At 71.9% G+C, this 20,949-nt stretch carries 21 protein-coding genes; 9 read left to right on the forward strand and 12 right to left on the reverse strand.

Annotated features, from left to right (window positions below; all coding sequences use genetic code 11):
• The first annotated feature begins 49 nt into the window (after positions 1–49).
• Complete coding sequence (locus tag FHR33_RS10145) at positions 50–4,336, forward strand: rhamnogalacturonan lyase family protein (protein ID WP_221241040.1); 4,287 nt, start codon at positions 50–52, stop codon at positions 4,334–4,336.
• 76 nt (positions 4,337–4,412) lie between these two features.
• Here the strand turns inward: FHR33_RS10145 and FHR33_RS10150 are convergent, their stop codons facing one another.
• From FHR33_RS10150 to FHR33_RS10160, 3 genes are all read right to left on the reverse strand, one after another.
• A complete protein-coding gene (locus tag FHR33_RS10150; RefSeq protein ID WP_183645701.1) occupies positions 4,413–4,568 on the reverse strand; it encodes a hypothetical protein in 156 nt (51 codons plus the stop codon).
• Positions 4,569–4,649: 81 nt separating this feature from the next.
• Positions 4,650–5,282 carry a class I SAM-dependent methyltransferase gene (locus FHR33_RS10155; RefSeq protein WP_183645702.1) on the reverse strand — a complete coding sequence of 211 codons (633 nt, stop codon included), beginning with the start codon at positions 5,280–5,282 and terminating at the stop codon, positions 4,650–4,652.
• A gap of 146 nt (positions 5,283–5,428) precedes the next feature.
• Entirely contained in the window at positions 5,429–5,689 is a 261-nt protein-coding gene (locus FHR33_RS10160; RefSeq protein ID WP_183645703.1) for a hypothetical protein, read from the reverse strand.
• A 191-nt stretch (positions 5,690–5,880) separates the two neighbouring features.
• Here FHR33_RS10160 and FHR33_RS10165 point away from each other — a divergent pair, with 191 nt between their 5' ends.
• The 3 genes from FHR33_RS10165 to nfi are packed head-to-tail and all read left to right on the forward strand — an operon-like array spanning position 5,881 to position 7,529.
• A complete protein-coding gene (locus FHR33_RS10165; RefSeq protein ID WP_183645704.1) occupies positions 5,881–6,378 on the forward strand; it encodes a copper chaperone PCu(A)C in 498 nt (165 codons plus the stop codon).
• A gap of 8 nt (positions 6,379–6,386) precedes the next feature.
• On the forward strand, positions 6,387–6,869 hold the full coding sequence (locus tag FHR33_RS10170; RefSeq protein WP_183645705.1) for a metallophosphoesterase family protein: 483 nt from the start codon (positions 6,387–6,389) through the stop codon (positions 6,867–6,869).
• Between the two features lie 30 nt (positions 6,870–6,899).
• Positions 6,900–7,529, forward strand: a complete 630-nt coding sequence (gene nfi, locus FHR33_RS10175; RefSeq protein WP_183645706.1) for a deoxyribonuclease V — start codon at positions 6,900–6,902, stop codon at positions 7,527–7,529.
• Between the two features lie 19 nt (positions 7,530–7,548).
• On the opposite strand, the gene FHR33_RS10180 is transcribed toward nfi, so the two are convergent.
• Positions 7,549–9,018: a gamma-glutamyltransferase gene (locus FHR33_RS10180; RefSeq protein ID WP_183645707.1), complete on the reverse strand. Its 1,470-nt coding sequence runs from the start codon at positions 9,016–9,018 to the stop codon at positions 7,549–7,551.
• Positions 9,019–9,062: 44 nt separating this feature from the next.
• A complete protein-coding gene (locus tag FHR33_RS10185) occupies positions 9,063–10,517 on the reverse strand; it encodes an LLM class flavin-dependent oxidoreductase (RefSeq protein ID WP_183645708.1) in 1,455 nt (484 codons plus the stop codon).
• Positions 10,518–10,567: 50 nt separating this feature from the next.
• On the opposite strand from FHR33_RS10185, the gene FHR33_RS10190 reads away from it, so the two are divergent.
• Positions 10,568–10,915, forward strand: coding sequence for a winged helix-turn-helix transcriptional regulator (locus FHR33_RS10190; RefSeq protein WP_183645709.1), 348 nt, complete (start codon positions 10,568–10,570; stop codon positions 10,913–10,915).
• Here FHR33_RS10190 and FHR33_RS10195 read toward each other — a convergent pair.
• Positions 10,900–11,331, reverse strand: coding sequence for a hypothetical protein (locus FHR33_RS10195; protein WP_183645710.1), 432 nt, complete (start codon positions 11,329–11,331; stop codon positions 10,900–10,902). The two genes, FHR33_RS10190 and FHR33_RS10195, sit on opposite strands and share 16 nt — an antisense overlap.
• A 232-nt stretch (positions 11,332–11,563) precedes the next feature.
• On the opposite strand from FHR33_RS10195, the gene FHR33_RS10200 reads away from it, so the two are divergent.
• Positions 11,564–12,004: a nucleoside deaminase gene (locus FHR33_RS10200; protein WP_183645711.1), complete on the forward strand. Its 441-nt coding sequence runs from the start codon at positions 11,564–11,566 to the stop codon at positions 12,002–12,004.
• 72 nt (positions 12,005–12,076) lie between these two features.
• Entirely contained in the window at positions 12,077–13,192 is a 1,116-nt protein-coding gene (locus FHR33_RS10205) for a hypothetical protein (protein WP_183645712.1), read from the forward strand.
• Here FHR33_RS10205 and ligD read toward each other — a convergent pair.
• Both ligD and FHR33_RS10215 read right to left on the reverse strand, forming a co-directional pair.
• On the reverse strand, positions 13,189–14,355 hold the full coding sequence (gene ligD, locus FHR33_RS10210; RefSeq protein WP_183645713.1) for a non-homologous end-joining DNA ligase: 1,167 nt from the start codon (positions 14,353–14,355) through the stop codon (positions 13,189–13,191). The genes FHR33_RS10205 and ligD overlap by 4 nt on opposite strands.
• Positions 14,356–14,398: 43 nt before the next feature.
• Positions 14,399–15,142, reverse strand: a complete 744-nt coding sequence (locus FHR33_RS10215; RefSeq protein ID WP_183645714.1) for a crotonase/enoyl-CoA hydratase family protein — start codon at positions 15,140–15,142, stop codon at positions 14,399–14,401.
• 152 nt (positions 15,143–15,294) lie between these two features.
• Between FHR33_RS10215 and FHR33_RS10220 the strand changes: the two genes are divergently transcribed.
• Positions 15,295–15,510 carry a helix-hairpin-helix domain-containing protein gene (locus tag FHR33_RS10220; RefSeq protein WP_183645715.1) on the forward strand — a complete coding sequence of 72 codons (216 nt, stop codon included), beginning with the start codon at positions 15,295–15,297 and terminating at the stop codon, positions 15,508–15,510.
• A 39-nt stretch (positions 15,511–15,549) separates the two neighbouring features.
• On the opposite strand, the gene FHR33_RS10225 is transcribed toward FHR33_RS10220, so the two are convergent.
• Entirely contained in the window at positions 15,550–15,903 is a 354-nt protein-coding gene (locus FHR33_RS10225; protein ID WP_183645716.1) for a VOC family protein, read from the reverse strand.
• 33 nt (positions 15,904–15,936) lie between these two features.
• Positions 15,937–17,628: an acyl-CoA dehydrogenase family protein gene (locus FHR33_RS10230; protein WP_183645717.1), complete on the reverse strand. Its 1,692-nt coding sequence runs from the start codon at positions 17,626–17,628 to the stop codon at positions 15,937–15,939.
• A gap of 30 nt (positions 17,629–17,658) precedes the next feature.
• On the opposite strand from FHR33_RS10230, the gene FHR33_RS10235 reads away from it, so the two are divergent.
• A complete protein-coding gene (locus tag FHR33_RS10235; protein WP_183645718.1) occupies positions 17,659–18,375 on the forward strand; it encodes a PaaX family transcriptional regulator C-terminal domain-containing protein in 717 nt (238 codons plus the stop codon).
• An 81-nt stretch (positions 18,376–18,456) separates the two neighbouring features.
• Here the strand turns inward: FHR33_RS10235 and FHR33_RS10240 are convergent, their stop codons facing one another.
• The gene (locus FHR33_RS10240; RefSeq protein ID WP_183645719.1) at positions 18,457–19,479 is read right to left on the reverse strand and encodes a hypothetical protein; all 1,023 of its coding nucleotides are present in this window, start codon (positions 19,477–19,479) and stop codon (positions 18,457–18,459) included.
• 63 nt (positions 19,480–19,542) lie between these two features.
• The gene (locus FHR33_RS10245) at positions 19,543–20,919 is read right to left on the reverse strand and encodes a glutamate-cysteine ligase family protein (RefSeq protein ID WP_183645720.1); all 1,377 of its coding nucleotides are present in this window, start codon (positions 20,917–20,919) and stop codon (positions 19,543–19,545) included.
• Positions 20,920–20,949: the final 30 nt, after the last annotated feature.

Consider the following 20,949-nt stretch of genomic DNA (forward strand, 5'->3'; position numbering starts at 1 on the left):
GTGATCAAGCCAGAGGATCTGCTAAATCGTTTTAAGAATGGAACCCCCCATGCGCCGAATCCGGGCAGTGACCACCACGCTCACTCTGCTTTTGTTAACGCTAACACCGCTGCGGGCCGCCGCCGCGCCGTCCGCCTACTCCTTCGACTTCGGCACCGCGGGCAGCGCCGTACAGGCCGGTTACACGCGCGTCACCGACACGACCTCCTACAGCAGCGCGCAGGGCTACGGCTTCGCCGACCCCACGGGGCTGTCCTCCACCGACCGGGGCACCGGCGACGCGCTGCGCTCCGACTTCGTGACCGCCACCGGCGCCACCTTCAGCGTGGACCTGTCCGACGGCGACTACACGGTCTCGCTCGTCGCGGGCGACGCGACCGAGGCGACCACCATCGCGATCTCCGCCGAGTCCATGGAGAAGGTCCAGGCGACGACCAAGGCGGCGGGCGAGTACCTGGAGATGTCGTTCGGCATCGCCCTGGTGGACGGCAGGCTCGACCTGGTCTTCTCCGGCGCCGCGCCGAAGATCAACGCACTGGTCGTGACCCGCCAGGCCGAACGCGGCCCTGGCACCATCCCGACCGCCTACCTCGCCGGAGACTCCACCGTCCAGACCTACGACCCCTACTGGGCGCCCGAGGCGGGCTGGGGCCAGATGGTCGAGCGCTTCTTCGGCACCGGCGTCGGATTCGACAACCACGCCATCGGCGGCCGGAGCTCCAAGAACTTCATCACCCAGGGCAGGCTGGACACGATCCTGCGCCAGATCAGGCCTGGCGACTACTTCCTGGTGCAGTTCGGCCACAACGACGCGACCGTCAGCGTCCCCGACCGGTACGCCTCCCCCGCCGACTACAAGGAGTACCTGCGGGTCTACGTCAACGGCGCGCGACAGCGCGGCGCGACGCCGATCCTGGTGACGCCCGTCTCCCGGCTGGACCACAACCCGGCCACCGGCGCGTTCAACGTCTCCTTCCCCGAGTACGTGGCGAAGATGAAGGAGCTCGCCACCGAGGAGGACGTCGCCCTGGTCGACCTGTCGGCGCTCAGCCGCGCCTACCTCGACTCCATCGGGCCTGAGGCGGCCAGGTCGGTGTTCCTGCACACCCCCGCGGGCGTGTACACCGCGTGGCCGAACGGCTCGGCCGACAACACGCACTTCCAGGAGTACGGCGCCATCCAGATGGCGCGCCTGGTCGCGGGCGCGGTCAAGGGCCTCGGGCTGCCGCTGTCCGCCCTGGTGAAGGAGGTCGAGCCGCCCGCCGCCGTACCCGCCAAGCCGACCGGCCTGGTCGCCGGCGGCATCTCCAACTCCGGCGCCGTGCTGAAGTGGGACGCCGCGGTGACCGCCGACGTCTACCAGGTCTTCCGCAAGGGGAGCGACGGCGCCTGGACGCTCGCCACGACGGCGACGATCCCCCAGGCCGCGCTCTCGGGCCTGGCCGAGGGCCGTTCCTACGACTTCCGCGTGGTGGCGGTGAACGGACGCGGCGACTCCGAGCCGTCCGACCCCGTGACGGTCACCACGCGTCAGGCCAAGTACCGCTACGACTTCGGCCCTGCCACCTCGCCGGTCGCGGCCGGGTACACGCAGGTCACCCGCGCCACCCTCTACACGGCCGAGCTCGGCCACGGTCTCACCGACGCCACCGGAATGATCGACAGGGACAGGGGCGCGGGCCTGGACGACGTGGGCAGGGACTTCCTCGCCTACTTCAACGGCCGCTACGAGTTCAAGGTGGACCTGCCCAACGGGCTGTACGGGCTGAACGTGCACGTCGGCGACCTGCTGGGCTCGGCGCGCACCAACGTCTCGGCCGAAGGAGGCACACCCATCGCGCTCTCTGCCAACAGGAACGTCACGACCAGGGCCGTCACCGGCGTGAAGGTCACCGACGGCCAGCTGAACGTGGTGATCACCGGCGCGACGGGCCATCTCAACGGCCTGGAGATCACGCCGGTCCTCACCGCGCCTACCGGGTTGACGGCCGGAGCCGTCACCTTCGAGGCGACCTCCGCCAGCGTCCCGCTGACCTGGCAGGAGGTCGACGGCGCGGCCGCCTACAACGTGTACAGGGCCGAGGAGGGCGACACCGCCCCCACCCTGCTGAAGAAGGTGCGGGACCCCTCCCACACCGACGCCACCGCGCGGATCGGCGGCGTCTACACCTACACGGTGACCGCGCTCGACCCGACGGGCGAGGAGTCCGTGCCCTCCGCGACCGCGAGCGTCGCGACCGTGGACGGCACGACGCCGCCGCCCGGCACGCCGCAGGACCTGCGGACGGGCAGGGTCGCCAAGAACAGCGTGGCGCTGCGCTGGCGAGCGGTGCCTGACGCGCTGCTGTACCGGGTCTACCGGGCGGAGAAGGAGGCGGGCCCCTACACCGGGATCGGGACGACCGAGCGGGCCTCCTTCGACGACGACGGCGTGCTGACGACGATCCCCTTCCACTACCGGGTCGCGGCGGTGAACAGGGGCGGCGTGTCCGAGCGGTCGGCGGTCGTCGCCTCGCGGGCGGTCACCAGGCTGAAGCGGCAGATGGAGCGCCTGGACCGGGCTCCGGTCGCCGTGGCCACCGGAGCCGGCGTCTACGTCGGCTGGCGGCTGCTCGGGCTGGACGAGGACGACCAGGTCTTCGACGTCTGGCGCGACGGCAGGAAGATCAGCAGCGTCAGGGGCGCCACCAACGTCCTCGACCCGCAGGGCAGTGCGCGCTCGCGCTACCGGGTGACGGCAGGCGACGGCGAGTCCACCGCCGAGTTCGGCGTGTGGAGCGCGCAGTACAGGGACCTCCCGCTGGACAGGCCCGCCGACGACTACACCAAGGACGGCCAGCCCCACTCCTACACCGCGGGCGACGCCTCCGTCGGCGACCTCGACGGGGACGGCCGCCACGAGGTGGTCCTGGTCTGGAACCCGACCAACGCCAAGGACAACTCGCAGTCCGGCTACACGGGCCTGGTGTACGTCGACGCCTACACCCTCGAAGGCAGGAGGCTCTGGCGCGTCTCGCTCGGCAGGAACATCCGCGCGGGCGCCCACTACACCCAGCTCGTGGTCTACGACCTGGACGGCGACGGCAGGGCCGAGGTGCTCATGAAGACCGCCGACGGCACGGTCGACGCCTCGGGCAAGGCCGTCGGCAGCCCCAGCAAGGACCACCGCAACTCCAGCGGCTACGTGCTGTCGGGCCCCGAGTACCTCACGGCCTTCGAGGGCGCGACGGGCAGGGCCGTCGACACGATCGACTACGTCCCCGCCCGCGGTGACGTGGCCTCATGGGGCGACGGCTACGGCAACAGGGTCGACCGCTTCCTCGCCGCCGTCGCCTACCTGGACGGCGAGCGCCCCTCCGCCGTCTTCACCCGCGGCTACTACACCAGGAGCGTCCTGGCCGCCTTCGACTTCGACGGCGAGAAGCTGAAGCGGCGCTGGGTGTTCGACTCGGCCTCGGCGGGTCCGCAGTGGGCGGGCCAGGGCAACCACAACCTGTCCGTGGCCGACGTGGACGGCGACCAGAAGGACGAGATCGTCTTCGGCTCCATGACGGTCGACGACGACGGCGAGGGCCTCTACAGCACCCGCCTCGGCCACGGCGACGCCCTCCACGTCAGCGACCTCGATCCGGGCAGGCCGGGACTCGAGGCGTTCGCCGCGCACGAGGACATGGGCAGCAGCGGCGGTCGCGGCGCGACCTTCAGGGACGCGGCCACGGGTCAGGTGCTGTGGGGGATGCCCGCCACGAGGGACACCGGGCGCGCCGCCGCGGGCGACATCGACCCGCGCCATCCGGGCGCGGAGGGCTGGGCGGTCACCACGACGGGCGAGTGGAACGCCCGTGAGGGCGAGCTGCGCTCCTCGGCCGGTGAGCTGATCGGGCAGGCCATCCCGCCGGCGAACTTCCTCGCCTGGTGGGACGGCGACCCGCTGCGCGAGATCGTCGACCACGACTACGACCCGGCCAGGGGCGTGGGCGTCGGCACGATCAGCAAGTGGGACTGGACGAGCGGCACGCCGAAACCGCTGCTCAAGGCGGAGGGCACCGCCTCGAACAACTCCACCAAGGGCACCCCCGCCCTCCAGGCCGACCTGTACGGAGACTGGCGGGAGGAGATCGTCTGGCGCACCGAGGACAGCTCCGCGCTGCGCATCCACACCACGGTCGACCTGACCGACGTGCGGCTGCGCACGCTGATGCACGACCCGGTCTACCGGCTCGGGGTGGCCTGGCAGAACATCGGCTACAACCAGCCGCCGCACCCCGGCTTCTTCATCGGGGCGGGCATGACCACGCCCGCGGCGCCACGCATCCGCTACACGCGAGCACGCTGACCCGACCGGAGGGGACGGCATCCACTGGAAAGCCGTCCCCTCCTGCACGGCGGTGAGGTCGAGGTGGCCGGTGGAGTCACGTTCCGTCGCGCAGTTCACCGACGACGTCCTGAGCCTCGTCGGCCAGGACGGACAGCGCCGCCTCGAGATCGGCGGCGCTGAGTGCACCCGAGATTTCGAGTGAGCGCCTGAACCTGTCGACCTCCATCACGGGGCGCAGCCACAGTGTCATGGAGCCATCCTCCACCAGAGCGCCGACACCCGAGGTCAGGGCGCAGCGGGTTCGCCGCGAGCGGGAGGGCGAATTCCGCCCTCAGCGGACCGCCAGGATGTAGTGGAGCAGGGGGCGTAGTTCTCCCGTCCCCTCGACGCGGAAGCCCGCCGCGGGGACGAGTTCGGCGAGCAGGTCGGGCATGCTCGGCCGTAGGGCGTGCCCGGCCACCACGCCGGCGAGGCGGGCAGCGAGCCGGTTGGCCGGTGGTCTCAACTCGACGATCAGCAGCCGTCCCCCGGGTCTCAGCACCCTGAACATCTCCCGCAGCGCGGTGCCGCGCGCCGCGGCCGGCAGGTGGTGGACGGCGAGGCAGGAGACGACGACGTCGAAGCGGGCGTCGGGGAACGGCAGCGCCTGCCCCTCCCCCAGCACGTACGCGCATGTGCCTGGGGCGCGGGCCCTGGCGTGCTCGATCATGGGCTGGGCGACGTCGAGGCCCGTCACGTGCCCCTCGGGCCCGACTCGTCTGGCCAGCAGCCTGGTCAGGTAGCCGGTGCCGCATCCGACGTCCAGGACGTGATCGCCGCGGCGGGCTCCCGACAGGGCGACCAGCCGGATGGAGACGAGGCGGCGCCGTCCCGCGAAGCCGATCTCGGACACCACCTCGTACAGCCTCGGTCGGAGGATGGGGCCGGCGCCCTCGGCGTGGTCGGTGTGGTGATGGAGCTTCATGGCCCCACCTCTTCCCTTTTTCCCGACAAGGTCCCGGTTCTTGCGAGGAGATCCGGGCGGCTGGCGTCGAGCCGATGAAGAGGAAGCCGCCGTACGGCGGGTTCGCCGTCAGTGGCGTCAGGCTCCCCTGGCGACGGCGCGGGCGCTCACCACTGGTCCTGCGGTAGCTCCACTCCCCCGACAGGGTCGTAGATGACGGTGTCGTCGGCCAGTCTGACGACCGCGACCCGCGTCGCGAGCCCCGCGTTCTCCAGCGCCCTCGCCGATTCCATCGCGTACTGCGCGAAGTGGTACTGGTCCCTGGTGCCGCTGAACGGCGCCAGGCGCTGACACAGCACCTCGTAGCGATCACCGGGCCAAGGGGGAGGTACATCCGCGGCACGCTGGTGCCGGGAGCCAACCGTCATCTCTCTCACCCCTGATGGTCTGTCTGTCGATGTCCTACCTTTGCAGATGATGTGGCCGTCCGGATAGGCGGGTGTCCCCTTCAGGCTCGTCGATCCCGGCCAACACGGCCCCGACCTGGTGAAACGCTGGTTACATGTGGCCGTGCCCGGGTAGCGCGGGTGGTCCGGCCCCGCGTGAATGGAGGTCTGCCGTGCGGACGCTGCGCGCCATCACGACCACCGTGCTGTGCCTCGCCCTCGCCACCGGCGCGTGTACGGGGGTGAGCAACGACTACGACGACGTGACCAGGTTCCATCACCCGCAGAACGAGGGGGCCAACGCCAGCGTGCACGGCCTGCACCTGCGCAACGCCTACCTGGTCGGCGGCGCGCCTGGCCAGCAGGCCCCCGCCGAGCTGCCCCTGTACGCGGTGCTGATCAGCAACCGCGCCGCGGCCGACAGGCTCGAGCGGATCACCGTCCAGGGCGGCTCCGTACAGCTGACGGCCCCCGTCGAGCTGCCGCCGAACCAGCCCGTCGGCGTGGACAAGCCGATCGCCACCGTCTCGGGGCTGAGGACGCAGAGCTCGGTCCCGATGACGTTCACCTTCAGTGGAGCGGGTGACGTGCGGGTGCAGGTCCCGGTGAAGGAGCGGGTGGGACAGTTCTCCAGCGTCGCTCCGCCGGCGAGCCCCTCCCCGACGCCCTGAGGGCTTCGATGCGCGTCACCGTCCTGTCCGACACGCACGCGCCGCGCCGGTGGCGGTCGTGCCCGCCGAGGGTGGCGGCGCACCTGCGCGGGGCCGACCTGATCCTGCACGCGGGGGACGTGTGCGTGCCCTCCGTCCTGGACGAGCTGGCGGCCTTCGCGCCCGTCCACGTCGTCAAGGGCAACAACGACGGGCCCGACGTGGTGGCGCCGGAGACCCTCCAGCTGGAGCTGGACGGGCTGCGCGTGGCGATGATCCACGACAGCGGACCCCTGGCGGGCAGGGGCGTCAGGATGCGCCACCGCTTCCCCTGGGCCGAGCTGGTGGTCTTCGGGCACTCTCACATCCCGATGGACGAGCAGGCCGAGGGCGTGCGGCTGTTCAACCCCGGCTCGCCCACCGACCGCCGCCGCCAGCCGCACGGGACGGTGGGGCTGCTCACCATCGAGCGGGGCGCGCTGGTGGAGGCGCGGATCGTGCCGGTCACCTGAGCGCGGCCCGTCCTGTTGGATAGGGGTGTGATGTCCATCGAGGAGGCAGAGGCCGAGCAGGAGCGGCTGCGCCCGCTGGTCGACCTGGACGATCCGGGGCCCGAGCGGGTGGAGTTCGTGGCCGGGCTCGACGTCGGCTACGGCGGCGACGACGAGGTGACGGGGGCCGTGGTCGTGCTGAGGTCCGGCACGCTGGAGGTCGTCGACCAGGTGGCCGTCCGTCAGCGCGCCGGCTTCCCCTACGTGCCCGGCCTGTTCGCCTTCAGGGAGCTGCCGCCGCTGCTGGCCGCCATGGACAGGCTGCGCGTGCCGCCTGACCTGCTGGTCTGCGACGGCTACGGCCTGGCCCACCCCCGCCGCTTCGGCCTGGCCTGCCACCTCGGGGTGCTGACGGGGCTGCCGACGATCGGCGTCGCGAAGACCGCCTTCGTCGGACGGCACGACGATCCGCCCGCCGCACGCGGGTCGTGGAGCCCGATCCTGCTCGACGGCGAGGTGGTCGGCCGCGCGCTGCGCACCCGCGAAGGGGTGAAACCCGTCTTCGTCTCGCAGGGCCACCGCGTCAGCCTCGACAACGCCTGCTCGCACGTGCTGCGACTGTCGCCGGACTTCAGGCTGCCCGAGCCGATCAGAGCGGCGGACCGGCTGTCGCGCTCGTGACCCCACCGGCCCTCGTGCGTCACCGGTGGACCACGGCCGCCCTTCCGTCGCTGCGCGGGTCGCTGCCCGCGGCGAAGGGGCCGGCCGCGACCACCTGAGCGTGTCCCACCCACTCCGAGCGAGGCGGAAGGGTCACCGCCGGCGCCCCTGAGGCGGTCAGCGCGGCCAGCTCCTCGTGGTCGGCCTCGACGCTGACGGTGTCCTCCCGCTGCCCGGCCTCGAGACCGCCGACCACGAAGCGCGCAGCGGCCACCGCGGCGGCGGGGTCGGCCCCTTCGAGCAGGCGCAGCAGCACCTGGGTGAGGATCTGCGGCTGGGCCTTGCCGCCCATCGTGCCCGCGACCCAGACCAGCCGTCCGTGCCTGGTGACCATGACGGGCATGAGGGTGTGAGCCGGCCTCTTGCCGGGGGCGATGACGTTGGGCGAGGCGGGGTCGAGGGAGAAGAACGAGCCCCTGTTGTGCAGCAGGACGCCGGTGGAGGGGTCGAGCACGCCCGAGCCGAAGCTGTGGAACAGGCTCTGGATGAGCGAGACCGCCCACCCTTCGCTGTCGGCGGCGACGACGGCGACGGTGTCGCCCGTGGCCCTGCCGGTGACGGCCGGTGGGGGCGAGGGGGTGAGCGCTCGGGCGGGGTCGAGGAGGGCGTCGACGTCCACCGGCACGAAGCGGGGGTCGGCCAGGTGCGCGTTCCTGTCGGCGATGCCGCGGTGGAAGGCCAGAGGGAGCGGCTCGGTGGCCGCGAGGGCCTGCAGGAGCAGGAAGCCGTGGGTGTTGGGCGGGCTGGTGTGCACGTCGTGGCCGCGCAGGGGACGGCTCAGCGGCGCGGTGCGCTCCACCTCGAAGGCGGCGAGGTCGGCCAGGTCGAGCACGCCGGAGAGGCAGAGGCGGCGGCCGAGCGGCCCGCCGTACAGGGTGGAGGGGCCGTGGGCGGCCAGGTCGGCCAGCGTGGCGGCCAGCGCGGGCTGGCGCAGGGTGTCGTTCTCGGTCAGCGGCCTGCCGCCGAGGCTGAAGACCTCACGCATGCCGGGGTCTGCGGCGATCAGCTCGGCCGCCTCCGCGATCGCCTCGGCCAGTCCGGGGACGACCGGGGTGTCGTCGGCGTGCCGTACGGCGGCCTCGAAGCAGGCGCTCCACTTCAGCGCCGCGCCCGCCTCGTGCAGCGCGGCCCATCCCGCGACGGCGCCCGGCACCGTGATCGTGTCGGGCCCCGTGACGGGCATCAGGGCGCCGTGCCTGGCCGCGAGCGCGGCGCGGTCGGCCGTGGCCGGGGCAGGGCCGCTGGCGTTGACGCAGGTGATGCGGCCCTCTGGGTCGCGCACGAGGGCGATCAGGTCGCCGCCGACGGAGGTGTTGTGCGGGTAGACGACGCTCAGCGTGGTGGCCGCCGCCAGCGCGGCGTCGAGCGCGTTGCCGCCGTTCGCGACCGCCTCCTCGGCGGCGGCCGTGGCCAGGGCGTGAGGGGTCGCGACGGCACAGGTGTAGGTCATCCGCTCATCGTGCCCGGCCTGTCGGGGCGGCTCCGTGCCGGGGGTCAGATGTCGAGGTCGAGCCTGGCGATCGGCTCGACCAGCTCCTCCTCCTCGTAGGCGAGGTGGGACAGCAGGGCCTCCGACAGCACCTCGAGGCGCTCGCGCACGCCGTCGATGGCGTCGGCGTCCTCGACCATGGCCACGAGCGCCGCGTCGAGGTCGGTCAGCAGCTCCGCGATGACCTCGTGCTCCTCCTGGAGCCGGTCGACGACCGGCGCGAGCGACGCCTGCGCGCTGCTGAGCGCGGGGAACATCCGCTCGTCCTCGATCGTGTGGTGGACGGTCAGGATCCTGCAGTAGGAGGCGCAGAAGCTGCCGAGGGTCCAGTAGTTCTGCCGCATGGTGAGCCGGCTGATCATCGAGCGGAGCGCCGCCACCTCGCCGCGGCCCGCGGCGACCTGCTCGACGGCGTCGCGGATCTGCGTCAGCTCCTGGCGCAGCTGGTCGTGGATCATCACCAGGCGCAGGCCGCGCTCCTGCTGCGCGGCGGGCAACGCGGCAAGGTCGCGCTTGGGCAGCCTGGGCCTGGTCGACTCCTCCAGCGGCCCCCGCGCCGCCGGCTGGACGGCCGGCGGACGCTCACGGCCCACCGCCTGCCTGACGGCGGGCGCGACCTCCTCGGCGAAGATCTTGAGGTCGCGCTCGTCGCCCGGCGCCATGACGAAGACGCTCATGCCGTACGCGTGGGCCAGTTCGGTGAGCTGCTCGGCCCACAGGGAGGGCGGCCCCTGGAGGAAACCCTTGCCCGCGAGCGCCGAGAAGCGGCCGCTGACGTTGTAGACGCGGCGGATCAGCCCGGGGTCGCGCCCGGCCTCCTCGGCGGCGCGGTCGACGACGGCGCTCATCGCGGCCAGCTCGGACGGCGCGGCGTAGGCGGAGGAGGGCACCCAGCCGTCGCCCACGCGCCCGGTCAGCTCCAGCATGCGCCGCTTGTACGCGCCGATCCACACGCCGATCGGGTGCGGGGGGAAGGGGCCGGGAAGCGCGCCCCGCAGGCGGTGGTGCTCGCCGTCGAAGGAGACAGGCTCTCCGGGCGTCCACAGCGCCCGCAGCACCTCGATGCTCTCCTCGAGCGCGGCCACCGCCTGCCCCGGCGTACGGCGCTCGCCGCCCATCGCGGCGATGCCGTCCCAGAAGGCGCCGGAGCCGACACCCAGCTCCAGCCTGCCGCCGCTGAGGATGTCGAGGCTGGCGGCGGCCCTGGCCAGCACGGCGGGCGGACGGAGGGGCACACTGGCCACGTCGGGGAAGAATCTGATGTGCTGGGTTCTGGCCGCGAGGACCGACAGCAGCGTCCAGGTGTCGAGGAAGGAGGGCTGGTAGGGATGGTCCTGCACCCCGATGATGTCCAGGCCGAGATCCTCCGCGAGCACGGCCTGGCGCACGAGCGGGTGCGCGTCCTTCGCCTCGGGCGTCAGGAACGCGCCGAACCACAGGTCATGCGGGAAATCAGCCATAGGACCTACACTACATAAGTGGCTTACGAAGTGTAAGTAGAGGAGGCCCGATGTCCTTCCCCGAGGCGCTCAGCCGGCACTGCCCGCGGTTCCAGATCGCGATCGAGCTGGTCGGGCGCAGGTGGAACGGCGTCATCCTGCTGGCGCTCGCCAGGGGCGCCACGCGCTACGGCGAGCTGCGCGACGACGTCCCCGGCCTGTCGGAGCGGCTGCTCGCCCAGCGCCTTCGCGAACTGGAGGAGGCGGGGGTGGTGGCCCGCGAGGTGACGCCGACCACGCCCGTCCAGATCCGCTACACGCTCACCGAGAGCGGCGCGGCCCTGGTCGAGGCGATGCGCCCGCTGATGGCGTGGGCCGACCAGTGGGCGGCCCTGCCCGCGGATCAGTCGGCGACGTAGCCGATCGAGCGCACCTCGTAGCCCCGCGCCTTGGAGCCCTTGACGTGCATCAGCATCGCGCCGCCCTCGTAGGACCAGGCACAGACGCTCGCCTGGCAGCCCTGGAAGGTGTACGGCACGCCCTTGGGGTCCCACTTCACCCTGAAGATCGTCTTGACCGCGGCCGCGCTCGCGACCTCCCTGCCCTGGTTGCGGTCACCCTTGTGCCAGGCGTCGAGCAGGTGCTTGGCGACGGCGGCCTTCGGCAGGTGGCGTGAGGTATAGACCTTCGTCACCTTGGCGCCTGAGACGATCATCAGCAGGCCGTTGAGCTCGCCCGGCACGCGCACGCTGGTGTGCGTGAACCGGCAGGCGCCGCCCACGCATCCTGCGAACCTGTCGGGCGCCCTGAACGGGTAGGCGAACAGGGTGTGCACCGCGGCGGGCGAGGCGAGCTTCGCCGCGGCGGTCCTGTCGGCGCGCAGCCACGCGTCGAACAGCTTCTTGGCGGTGGCGGGCGGCTTCGGTGCCGCGGCGTGGGCCCGCGGCGGCGGGGAGCGTCAGGGTCGCGGCCGCCGCTGCGGCGGCCACTCCGGTCAACCAGCGTCTGGACACGCGCCAAAGGTAGGCTCACGGGCTTGCACGCCGGTTGCAGCCTAGGGTGGCCTGATGGACTTCCTGGAGATCGCCGTCGAGCAGGCCAGGCTCGGCCTGTCCGAGGGCGGGGTGCCGGTCGGCGCGGCGCTGGTGGCCGACGGCCAGGTGCTGGGCGCGGGGCGCAACCGCAGGGTGCAGGAGGGCAGCGTCATCCGCCACGGCGAGACCGACGCGCTGGAGCGGGCAGGGCGCAGGCCGGCGCGGGTCTACCGGCGCGCGACCATGTACACCACGCTGTCGCCCTGCGCGATGTGCACGGGTGCGATCCTGCTCTACGAGATCCCCCGGGTGGTGATCGGCGAGAACCGCACCTTCATGGGGCGCGAGGACCTTCTCCTCGCGCACGGGGTGGAGGTCGTGGTGGCCGACTCCGCCGAGTGCCGCTCGCTCATGGCGGCCTTCATCGAACGCTGGCCGGAGGTGTGGAACGAGGACATCGGCCAGCCGTCCTGACGTGGCGGCGCGTGACCGGCCGGTTACCGAAAATCACCTCAAGCCGGTACGGCGCGCGGCTAAGGTCGGCCCATGGATCTACTCGCGCGTGCCGCGGAGCTGAAACCCGAGCTGCTGGAGTTCGCGGTGTCAGGCAGGTTCACCAGGGAGCTCGGCCTGGTGTACAGCCGATTCTTCCCCGACGGGGTCGTCACGGACGAGGCGACCTCCGCGCTGGCCCTCGACCACTTCGCGCTGGAGTACCGCCTGCCGGGCGGCGACCTGCTGATCGACAGGTTCCTGGCCGAGCGGCCCGAGCTGCACGAGGCCGAGCGGGCGATGGTGCTCGGTTGGAAGGACGTCGTCGAGGGCATCTTCGAGGTCCGCACCGTCGCGGGTCCCGCGCTCATCCTGCACAACCTGATCGACGAGCTCACCTACACCGCCCACTCCGACCTGGGCGAGGACGCCTTCGAGGCGCTCGACCCCGGCATGTTCATGGTCGGCAGGCTCATCCCCGTCACCTTCGACGACTGGATGATCAGCGCCACGCCCGCCGTCTACACCCCCGACGCGCGCAGGCAGCTGGTGCGGGCCGCGGCCGAGGCCGCGCTGCGCAACCCGGCCAGGGTGTTCCGCAACCCCGCCCTGCTGGCCGAGGCCTGGCAGATCCAGGCGGCGCAGCGGCGGCAGTTCACCGAGCACTTCGGCTCCGACCTGGTCGTGATGCAGGGGGCCGAGGTCGCCGCGCGGATGGGCGCGTTCACCTCGATGAGCTTTCCCGACCATCTGGCGCGGGAGGAGACGGTCGCGCTGATCTTCGACGAGCGCGACGGGCTCGGCTACTACACCGACTTCGGCGCGGTGGAGGAGGCCTTCGCCGATCCCTCGCTGGTGACCAGGGCCCGCTACCGCGACGCGGTCAGCCGCTACCTGCGCGGCGACTCCGTCTCACCGGTGCCGATCAGGCGCCTGGCCGCCCGCGATCCCGAACGGGCAGGCAGGCTGTTCGCCACCCTGCTCGGCAGGCGCGGCTTCACCTGGCAGCTCGACGGCGAGGCGCTGCTGAGGGCGCACAAGCCCGGCTACTTCAGCTCTCCCAGGCTGCCGGCGTGCACGCCCGTGACGGCGGTCATCGCCGAACTCGACCACGACCTCGAACAGGAGCACGTCCAGGACCACGGGCACGACGCCGAGCAGCGGGTCTAGCCGGGCGGGCGCCAGTCCTCAGGCCACGGGTTGTAGTCGATCTCCAGCGCCTCCTGCTCGGGACGCAGGTCGGCGGGCACGTGCTGCAGGTTGACCCTGATGCGGTACCACACGCTGCTGCGGCCGCGCATGCCGTCCACCAGCACGTCGGCGGGTTCGAGGAACTCCACGACCGGCTGGTGGCGGGCCTTCCAGCGCTCGAGCCCGGCCAGCGCCTCGTCCTTGTGCTGCGCCCTCGCGATCTCGATCAGCGGCAGCTCGGCGCGCTCGGGCGGCGGCCCCTGCGACTCGGCCAGCTCGAGGAGCGGGGCCAGCGAGCCCGCGTGCAGATCCATGTCCTCCCACGGGTCGCCGAGGGCGGCGAACCGCTTGGGCACGGTGTCGATCGTGAACTCCTCGGGACGGCACCCGGGCACCTCGTCCCACGTCAGCGGTGTGGACACGCGGGCGTCACGGACGGGCCTGACCGAGTAGGCCGAGGCGACGGTGCGGTCGTAGGCGTTCTGGTTGTAGTCGACGAAGACGCCCTGCCTCTCCTCCTTCCACCACCTGCTGGTGGCCAGGTCGGGCGCGCGGCGCTCGACCTCGCGGGCGACGGCCTCGGCGGCCTGCCGTACCTGGGCGAAGGGCCAGTCGGGGGTGATGCGGGCATAGACGTGGAAGCCGCGTGAGCCCGACGTCTTGGGCCAGGCCGTCAGGCCGTGGTCGGCGAGCACCTCACGGGCCACCTGCGCGGTCTCCACTACCTGGCCCCACGGCACCCCAGGCACCGGGTCGAGGTCGATGCGCAGCTCGTCGGGGTGGGCCAGATCGGCGGCGCGCACCGGATGCGGGTTGAGGTCGACGCAGCCGAGGTTGACCACCCACAGCAGCTGGCGGACGTCGGTGACGACGACCTCCTCCGCGCTGCGGCCCGACCGGTAGCGCAGCTCGGCGACCTCGACCCAGTCAGGACGCTTGGCGGGAGCGCGCTTCTGGAAGAAGGCCTCCTGCTCGATGCCGTGCACGAACCGCTTGAGGATCATGGGTCGTCCGAAGACGCCGCGCAGGGCGCCGTCGGCGACGGCCTGGTAGTAGCGGATCAGGTCGAGCTTGGTCCGCCCGCCCTCAGGAAAGATCACCTTGTCCTGGCTGGTGATCGTCACACCGTCGATGTCCGGCATGCCCTCACCTTACGCGGCGCCCCCGACAAGATCCCTGACCCCCTCAGGAGAAGTCGCCGTGGCGGCCGGCGCCCTCGGCGAAGCGGGCGGCGCCGTGCGCCGCCTCGCCGAGGGCGGCCACGCCGTGCCGCAGCTCGTTGCCCATCGCCTCCCTCTCCGGCAGGCCGAACTGCTCGAGCGCGGAGAGCCTGTCGCCTCGCATGCACGCCTGCGGGAACCTGGCCAGGTCGCGGGCGAGCGCCTCGGCCGCCTGGCGGGCCTGCCCTTCGGGGACGAGCCTGTTGGCCAGTCCCATGCGCAGCGCCTCGCCGGCGGGAACCGGCCTGCCGGTGAGGATCAGGTCCATGGCGTGGGACAGGCCGATGAGGCGCGGCAGCCGTACGGTGCCGCCGTCGATCAGGGGGACGCCCCAGCGGCGGCAGAAGACGCCGAAGACCGCGCTCTCCTCGGCCACCCGCAGGTCGCACCAGAGCGCGAGCTCCAGTCCTCCGGCGACCGCGTGGCCCGCGACGGCCGCGATGACCGGCTTGGACAGCCGCATCCTGGTCGGCCCCATCGGGCCGTCGCCCTCCTCGCCGACGTGGTTGTCGAGACGCTTGAGATCGGCGCCGGCGCAGAAGGTCCCGCCCTCGCCCCACAGGACGGCGACCGAGGCGTCCGACTCCTCGAACGCGGCGAACGCCTCGCTCAGCGCGTCCGCGGTCGCGCGGTCGACGGCGTTACGGGCCTCAGGGCGGGAGAGCACCACCGTGGTGACGGCGCCCTCCCTCTCGACGCGCACGGTCATCTGCTTCTCCGTTCGTCCGTCCCGGCGCCTTCTCCCGGGCCAGCCGATCGTAGCCAGCGCAGGCGGCGGGTCCGTCGCGGCCGCGCCGAGAGGATCGGTCGTCTAGGCTCGCCGTGATCCAGGTCATCGGCCGGCAACCAGGGAGGGGCGAGATGGCGACTCACGATGCCGCGCAGCCGACGGAGTTCCCGCCGCGGATGGGCAAGGTGGCCCCTCGCGAGCTGGCCCTCAACGGCTACACCCGCTACGACCAGCTGACGAGCGTGACGCCCGCGCAGCTCCTGCGTATCCATGGCGTGGGGCCCAAGGCCATCAGGATCCTCGAGGAGGAGCTGGCGGCCAGGGGGCTCGCCTTCGCCGACTCCTGAGCCTGCGGCCTGCGCGGCGCGTTCGGAGGCGGAGGTGGCTCAGGACTCGCCCACGCAGAACTCGTTGCCCTCAGGGTCGGCCATGACGACCCAGCGGTGACCGTGCTCCTCCACCTGGCCGTTCTCGAGCCGCCTGGCGCCGAGGGCCTCCAGCCGGTTCACCTCGGCCTCGATGTCGGCGGCATCGATGTCCAGGTGCATGCGGTTCTTGCCGGTCCTGCCCTCCTTCACCTTCTGCAGGAGCAGACGCGGGCCGCTGCGGCCTTCGGGCCGCAGCATGACGTAGTTGCCCACGCCGCCGACCACGGAGTAATGGAGCGCCTCGGCCCAGAAGGGCGCGAGCGTGTCCGGGTCGGCGACATCGAGCACCAGGCCGAAGCCGATTTCACTCATGACGGCAACCTAGCTCAGAACGGCCCGCCCAGATCAGAGCGTGACGGCTCCCGCGACGAGGTCGTCGAAGTGGTCCAGGTCCTCCGCCGTGCGGTCGAGGCCGCGCAGGGGGCCGTGGTCGGCCAGGTGGGCGTCGGCGTAGAGGCGGGCGACCAGGGCCTTGCGGTCGCCGTGCCCCGAGCGCTGCTCCCAGCCCGCCTGCTCGAGCAGCAGAGCCGCCGCGTAGACGTCCGCCATGAACTGGGCCAGCGGATACAGCCGCGCCTCCGCCGTGACAGGGTCGAGCGAGGACCAGACGGTGATCGCCTTGCGGAGGTCGTCGATCCGGCCGCGGACCAGGTCTCCCGAGCCGGGCGGGGCCTGCTCGACGGCCGTGGTCAGGCGCTCGAGGAACGGCTCGTGGGCGGACTCCTTCAGCATCGCCCGCCGTACGTCCAGGCAGAGGATGTTGTCGCCGCCCTCCCAGATGGGGTTGACCTGGGCGTCGCGCAGCAGGCGGGCGACCGGCCACTGCTCGATGTAGCCGTTGCCGCCGTGGATCTCGATGGCGTCGCTGGCGGCGTGCACCCCCAGCCTGGCGGCGCGCAGCTTGACCAGCGCGGGGGCCAGGCGCAGGCGTGGGCCGAGGTGTCCGTCGAAGACCAGCGCCTGGACGGCCTCGACCTCCACGACGAGCTCGGCCAGCTTGCGACGCATGAGCGGCTGGTCGATCAGGCGCCTGCCGAAAGCCTCGCGCGCCGAGGCGTAGCACAGGGACTCCACCAGTGCCCTGCGCGCGACGCCGAGGCCCATCATGGCCACGCCGAGCCTGGAGGCGTTGGTGAGCTTCATCATCGTGCCGAGCCCCGAGCCCGACCCCGAGCCCGCGAGGAGGAAGGCCTCCGCCCCGGTGAACTCGACCTCGGCGGAGGCGACCGACCTGGTGCCGAGCTTGTCCTTCAGTCTCCTGATCCGTACGGCGTTGCGCGCGCCGTCCCTGCGCTCCCACAGCACGAGGAAGGGAGCCACGTCGCCTGAGGGGAGCCTGGCCAGCACCACGAACGCCGACCCGTTGGCGTTGGAGGCGAACCACTTGAGGCCCGTGAGGCTCCACGCCTGCCCGTCGGGTGTGGCGGTGGCCTCCAGCGCGGCCAGGTCGGAGCCGCCGGTCCGCTCGGTGAACATCTGGGCGGCCTCGCCGGAGTAGAAGCCGTTGGCGAAGATCGCGCGGACTCGTTCGAGGACGTCGGCGGGCGCGTGCTTCTCGGCGAGGGAGACCACCATGTCGCCGCCCGTGCCCAGCGCGCAGCCCATCCCGATGTCGGCCTGGTCCAGCAGGTAGGTCCAGGCGGCGCCCAGCGCGGCGGGGTCGGCGCCGTTGTCCTTCGCGGTGGCGGCGAAGCCAGGCGAGGTGAAGTTGTCGGCCATGAGCGCCTCGCGAGCCGACGTGAACGACGGCGGCATGACGACCTGGCTGACGTCGCGGCCCCACCTGTCGTACTTCTCCAGGCGGGGCGGGTTGCGGTCGGTCTCCTCCGCGTAGGCGGCGATCGGCCCGCCCATCAGCGCGCCGAGGCGGGACAGGTGGGGCTCGGCCCAGCTGTAGCCCTCTCCGAGGTGACGGCGCATCAGCAACTGCAGCGAGGGGTCGCTCGTCCACCAGTTGCGGCCCGCGGCGCCCTGGTAGCGCGCGGTGTCGTAGCGGCCGCTCGGGCCGTCCACGGGTTCGATCAGATAGCTCGCCATTCTCGGAGTGTTACATATAATCGACACGCGATGGAAGACCGTAATACTCTCACCGCCCGCTCCGCCGTCCTGAGCGCGCTGCTCGGCAGCCACCCTCCGCGCCTGCCGAGCAGGGCTCTCGTGCGCGTCGGGGAGGTGTTCGGCATCGCGGAGGGCACCGTGCGGGTGGCGCTGTCCCGCATGGTCGCCGCCGGCGACCTGGTGCAGGACGACGGGCGCTACGAGCTGTCCGAGCGGCTGCGCGAGCGGCAGGCCAGGCAGGACGAGAGCCGCTCCCCGCACACCAGGCCGTGGGACGGCACGTGGGAGATCGCGATCGTGACGGCCGAGCGGCGCGCGCCGTCCGACAGGGCGGCCCTGCGGCACACCATGACGGCGCTGCGCCTGGCCGAGCTGCGGGAGGGCACCTGGCTGCGTCCCGCCAACCTGATCAGGCGGTGGCCGGAGATCGTCACCGCGCAGTGCACGCTCGTCGACGGGCGGCCGAGGGAGGATCCGACGGCGCTGCTGTGGGACCTCGACGGGTGGGCGGCCGAGGCGCGCAGGCTGGAGCGGGCTCTCGGCCAGGCGGAGGGGCTGGCCGAGGGGTTCCTGGTGTCGGCGGCGGTGCTGCGGCATCTGCTGGCCGACCCGCTGCTGCCCGCCGAACTGCTGCCGCAGGACTGGCCGGGGGCGCGGCTACGGGCGCGCTACGACGACTTCGACCGCGACTACCGCAGGGCGCTGCAGGCCCACCTCAACAGCTGACCCCGGCCCTCCCCCGCTGACCCCCGCTTCCCGCAGGAGCGATCGGAAGAAGCGGGCCGACGGAGCCGGAAAGCCTGGAGGTCAGAGGTCGACGCCGAAGATGACTCTGCGGTTCCTGAACTCGGTGACGCTCCACAGCCGCTTCCCCGAGACCGTCAGGTCCTCGGGCCCGACGGGGAAGGCCCTGACCGACACCTTGCCTCCCGACTCCACGACCAGCCTGCCGTTCGAGCGGGCGTCGACGGTCTGGCTGAGGTACCACCTCCCGCCGTGCGACACCGCCCCCTGGATCTTGGCCTGCCCCATCGTGTACGCGTCGACCGGCACCCCGTCGGTCAGGTCGAGGGCCCACCTGGCCACCCTGCCGGTCGGCGCCTCGCCGTCGTACTCGCCGGAGATCAGCGTGTGCGGGCTGGTGCTGCGGTCGACCGAGACGAAGGAGAAGTGCGCCCCCGGCGTGACGACCCGCCAGAAGTCGGTCTGCGGGATCACGTACCGGTAGCCGAAGGCGTGGAACCTGCCCTCCGACCGGCCGACCCGCGCCCCGTCGCCCAGGTCGCTCTGGACCGTCCGCAGGTCGAGGATCTTGCCGACGTCGAAGACGCGCAGGCCGCGCTTGGTGTCGGCGACGTACAGGTGCTCGCCGTACCACGCGATCCCGCCCGCGTGGATGTTGATCGGGGTGTAGGAGCCGTCCGGCCTGGCCTCCACGAGCAGCGCGTGCTGGTAGCGCAGGGTCTGCGGGCTCAGGAACGTCACCCTGATGCCCCGCTCGGCCACGGGGGGCAGGGGCTTGAAGTACCAGCTTGCGACGAAGGCCGGCACCCCCGCGGAGCCCGCGTCCTCCGAGCAGGTCAGACCCTGCGGGTACCAGTCGGGGGTGTCGTTGTCCTTCTCGTCGAAGGCGTACCACTCGTGCGGCCTCGGCCGCATGGCGCCGAACGCGGCGGGCGCCCCCTTGCGCACCGCCTTCCTGTTGGCCTGGGCCAGCACCGCTTCCACGGACGCGGCGCCGAGGTCGGCGGCGAGCTTGTCGGCGCCCTCGGCCAGCGTCCCCGTCGCCCGCCTCAGCGTGAAAGCGCCCTTGTCCGCAGGAAGCATCATTGTTGCCCTCGCTTTATCCCGTCTTTGCCATGTTTTGACGGGCGAAAGGGGCTTCTGGTTCAGTTATCGCCACATGTGCACGGGCATTCCCGTCAGCGCGTTCTCGTGATACCTGCGCACCAGCGCCTCACTGTCTCCTCCCAGCTCGGCCAGCGTCTCCCGCTGCCAGACCGCTCCCGTACGGCCCAGCCGTACGCGCTGGGCGATGACGTCGAGGTCGGCGTCGGCGGGGTCGACGCCCGCCCGCAGCAACGCCGCCTTCGCCTCGGGCAGCAGCGACAGCACCAGATCGGAGGCGAGCACCTCCTGCCCCTCCCAGGTGAGCTTGGCCTGCAGTCCACGCATGGCGGCGCGGTAGAAGTTCTGGTAGGCGTCGCCGAAGGGCAGCTCCGTCAGGTCCCTCTCGGCCAGTGCCAGCGTGAGGCCGAGCAGGAAGGCGGTGTTGGCGGCCATGTCGGCGCAGGTGGGCCCGGCGGGAAGGGCGCGGAACTCGATGCGGAGGTGGCCGCCGTCGGCCGGGTCGTAGACGGGCCTGTTCCACTGCCAGATCGTGCCCAGGTGCAGCCGCAGCTCGGGCAGCTCGCCCTCGTCCGACAGCGCGGGGATGACCGGCTCATAGTCGCGCACGTACCGCTCGAACAGCTCGAAGGCGCCCGAGCGCACCCAGTCGGAGCCGAAGGTGACGCGGCCGTCCCTGCGGAAGCGGCGTTCGACGTCACGGTCGTCCGAGGCCTCCTCGAACAGCGCGATCCTCGTCTCCTCCCACAGCTGTCTGCCCAGGAAGAGGGGCGAGTTGCCGCTCGCGGCCAGCACGGGACCGATCGCCAGCTGGGCGGCGTTGTAGAGCCTGGCGAAATCGGAGGCGGGCGTGCGCAGGTGGACCTGCCACGAGGTGTTGGCCGCCTCCAGGATGATGTCCTCCACCTCCAGCTCGAGCTCGTCGATCTGGACGATGAACGGCTCGAGCCGCAGCCTGCGCATGCCTCTGGCCATCGCGCGGTAGCGCGCCTCGTCGCTGATCGCGGCATGGGTGAAGTCGCCCGTGCCGAGTGTGGGCAGGATGCCGATGGGCAGCGCTCCCCCGCCGTCGATCGCGCCGTCGACGGCCTTGAACAGCTCCTGCATCTCGGTCGCGAGCGCCGTGAACGGCCTGCCCGCCAGCGGCAGCGGGGTGAGGTTGGCCTCCACGTTGTAGCGGCCGAGCTCCATGACCAGCCGGTCGTCACCGAGCTTGTCGAGCACCTCGGCGTTGCGCGGCAGCGGCCTGCCGCGCTCGTCGATCAAAAAGAGTTCGAGCTCGGCGCCCACGGTGGTGACACCGTCGCCGAAGCCCGGTCTATCGAGCAGCTCGCGAAGCTCGGCCAGCTGCTCGGTGAGGCGCTCCCCGAAGCGAAGGTAGTCCGCCTCGGAGAAGCGCTCCTTGTCCACATCTTGTCCCATGCCCCGGTTACTGTCCGGTCAGAAGGTGTC

The organism is Nonomuraea dietziae (assembly GCF_014195505.1).
Lineage (GTDB): Bacteria > Actinomycetota > Actinomycetes > Streptosporangiales > Streptosporangiaceae > Nonomuraea > Nonomuraea roseola.

Coding starts and splice junctions, on each gene's coding strand:
- FHR33_RS10180 (WP_183645707.1), bottom strand. CDS start 9,018: ATGACCTACACCTGTGCCGTCGCGACCCCTCACGCCCTGGCCACGGCC.
- FHR33_RS10205 (WP_183645712.1), top strand. CDS start 12,077: ATGGATCTACTCGCGCGTGCCGCGGAGCTGAAACCCGAGCTGCTGGAG.
- FHR33_RS10185 (WP_183645708.1), bottom strand. CDS start 10,517: ATGGCTGATTTCCCGCATGACCTGTGGTTCGGCGCGTTCCTGACGCCC.
- FHR33_RS10240 (WP_183645719.1), bottom strand. CDS start 19,479: ATGATGCTTCCTGCGGACAAGGGCGCTTTCACGCTGAGGCGGGCGACG.
- FHR33_RS10145 (WP_221241040.1), top strand. CDS start 50: ATGCGCCGAATCCGGGCAGTGACCACCACGCTCACTCTGCTTTTGTTA.
- FHR33_RS10235 (WP_183645718.1), top strand. CDS start 17,659: ATGGAAGACCGTAATACTCTCACCGCCCGCTCCGCCGTCCTGAGCGCG.
- FHR33_RS10200 (WP_183645711.1), top strand. CDS start 11,564: ATGGACTTCCTGGAGATCGCCGTCGAGCAGGCCAGGCTCGGCCTGTCC.
- ligD (WP_183645713.1), bottom strand. CDS start 14,355: ATGCCGGACATCGACGGTGTGACGATCACCAGCCAGGACAAGGTGATC.
- FHR33_RS10225 (WP_183645716.1), bottom strand. CDS start 15,903: ATGAGTGAAATCGGCTTCGGCCTGGTGCTCGATGTCGCCGACCCGGAC.
- FHR33_RS10155 (WP_183645702.1), bottom strand. CDS start 5,282: ATGAAGCTCCATCACCACACCGACCACGCCGAGGGCGCCGGCCCCATC.
- FHR33_RS10190 (WP_183645709.1), top strand. CDS start 10,568: ATGTCCTTCCCCGAGGCGCTCAGCCGGCACTGCCCGCGGTTCCAGATC.
- nfi (WP_183645706.1), top strand. CDS start 6,900: ATGTCCATCGAGGAGGCAGAGGCCGAGCAGGAGCGGCTGCGCCCGCTG.
- FHR33_RS10230 (WP_183645717.1), bottom strand. CDS start 17,628: ATGGCGAGCTATCTGATCGAACCCGTGGACGGCCCGAGCGGCCGCTAC.
- FHR33_RS10220 (WP_183645715.1), top strand. CDS start 15,295: ATGGCGACTCACGATGCCGCGCAGCCGACGGAGTTCCCGCCGCGGATG.
- FHR33_RS10160 (WP_183645703.1), bottom strand. CDS start 5,689: ATGACGGTTGGCTCCCGGCACCAGCGTGCCGCGGATGTACCTCCCCCT.
- FHR33_RS10215 (WP_183645714.1), bottom strand. CDS start 15,142: ATGACCGTGCGCGTCGAGAGGGAGGGCGCCGTCACCACGGTGGTGCTC.
- FHR33_RS10170 (WP_183645705.1), top strand. CDS start 6,387: ATGCGCGTCACCGTCCTGTCCGACACGCACGCGCCGCGCCGGTGGCGG.
- FHR33_RS10245 (WP_183645720.1), bottom strand. CDS start 20,919: ATGGGACAAGATGTGGACAAGGAGCGCTTCTCCGAGGCGGACTACCTT.
- FHR33_RS10150 (WP_183645701.1), bottom strand. CDS start 4,568: ATGACACTGTGGCTGCGCCCCGTGATGGAGGTCGACAGGTTCAGGCGC.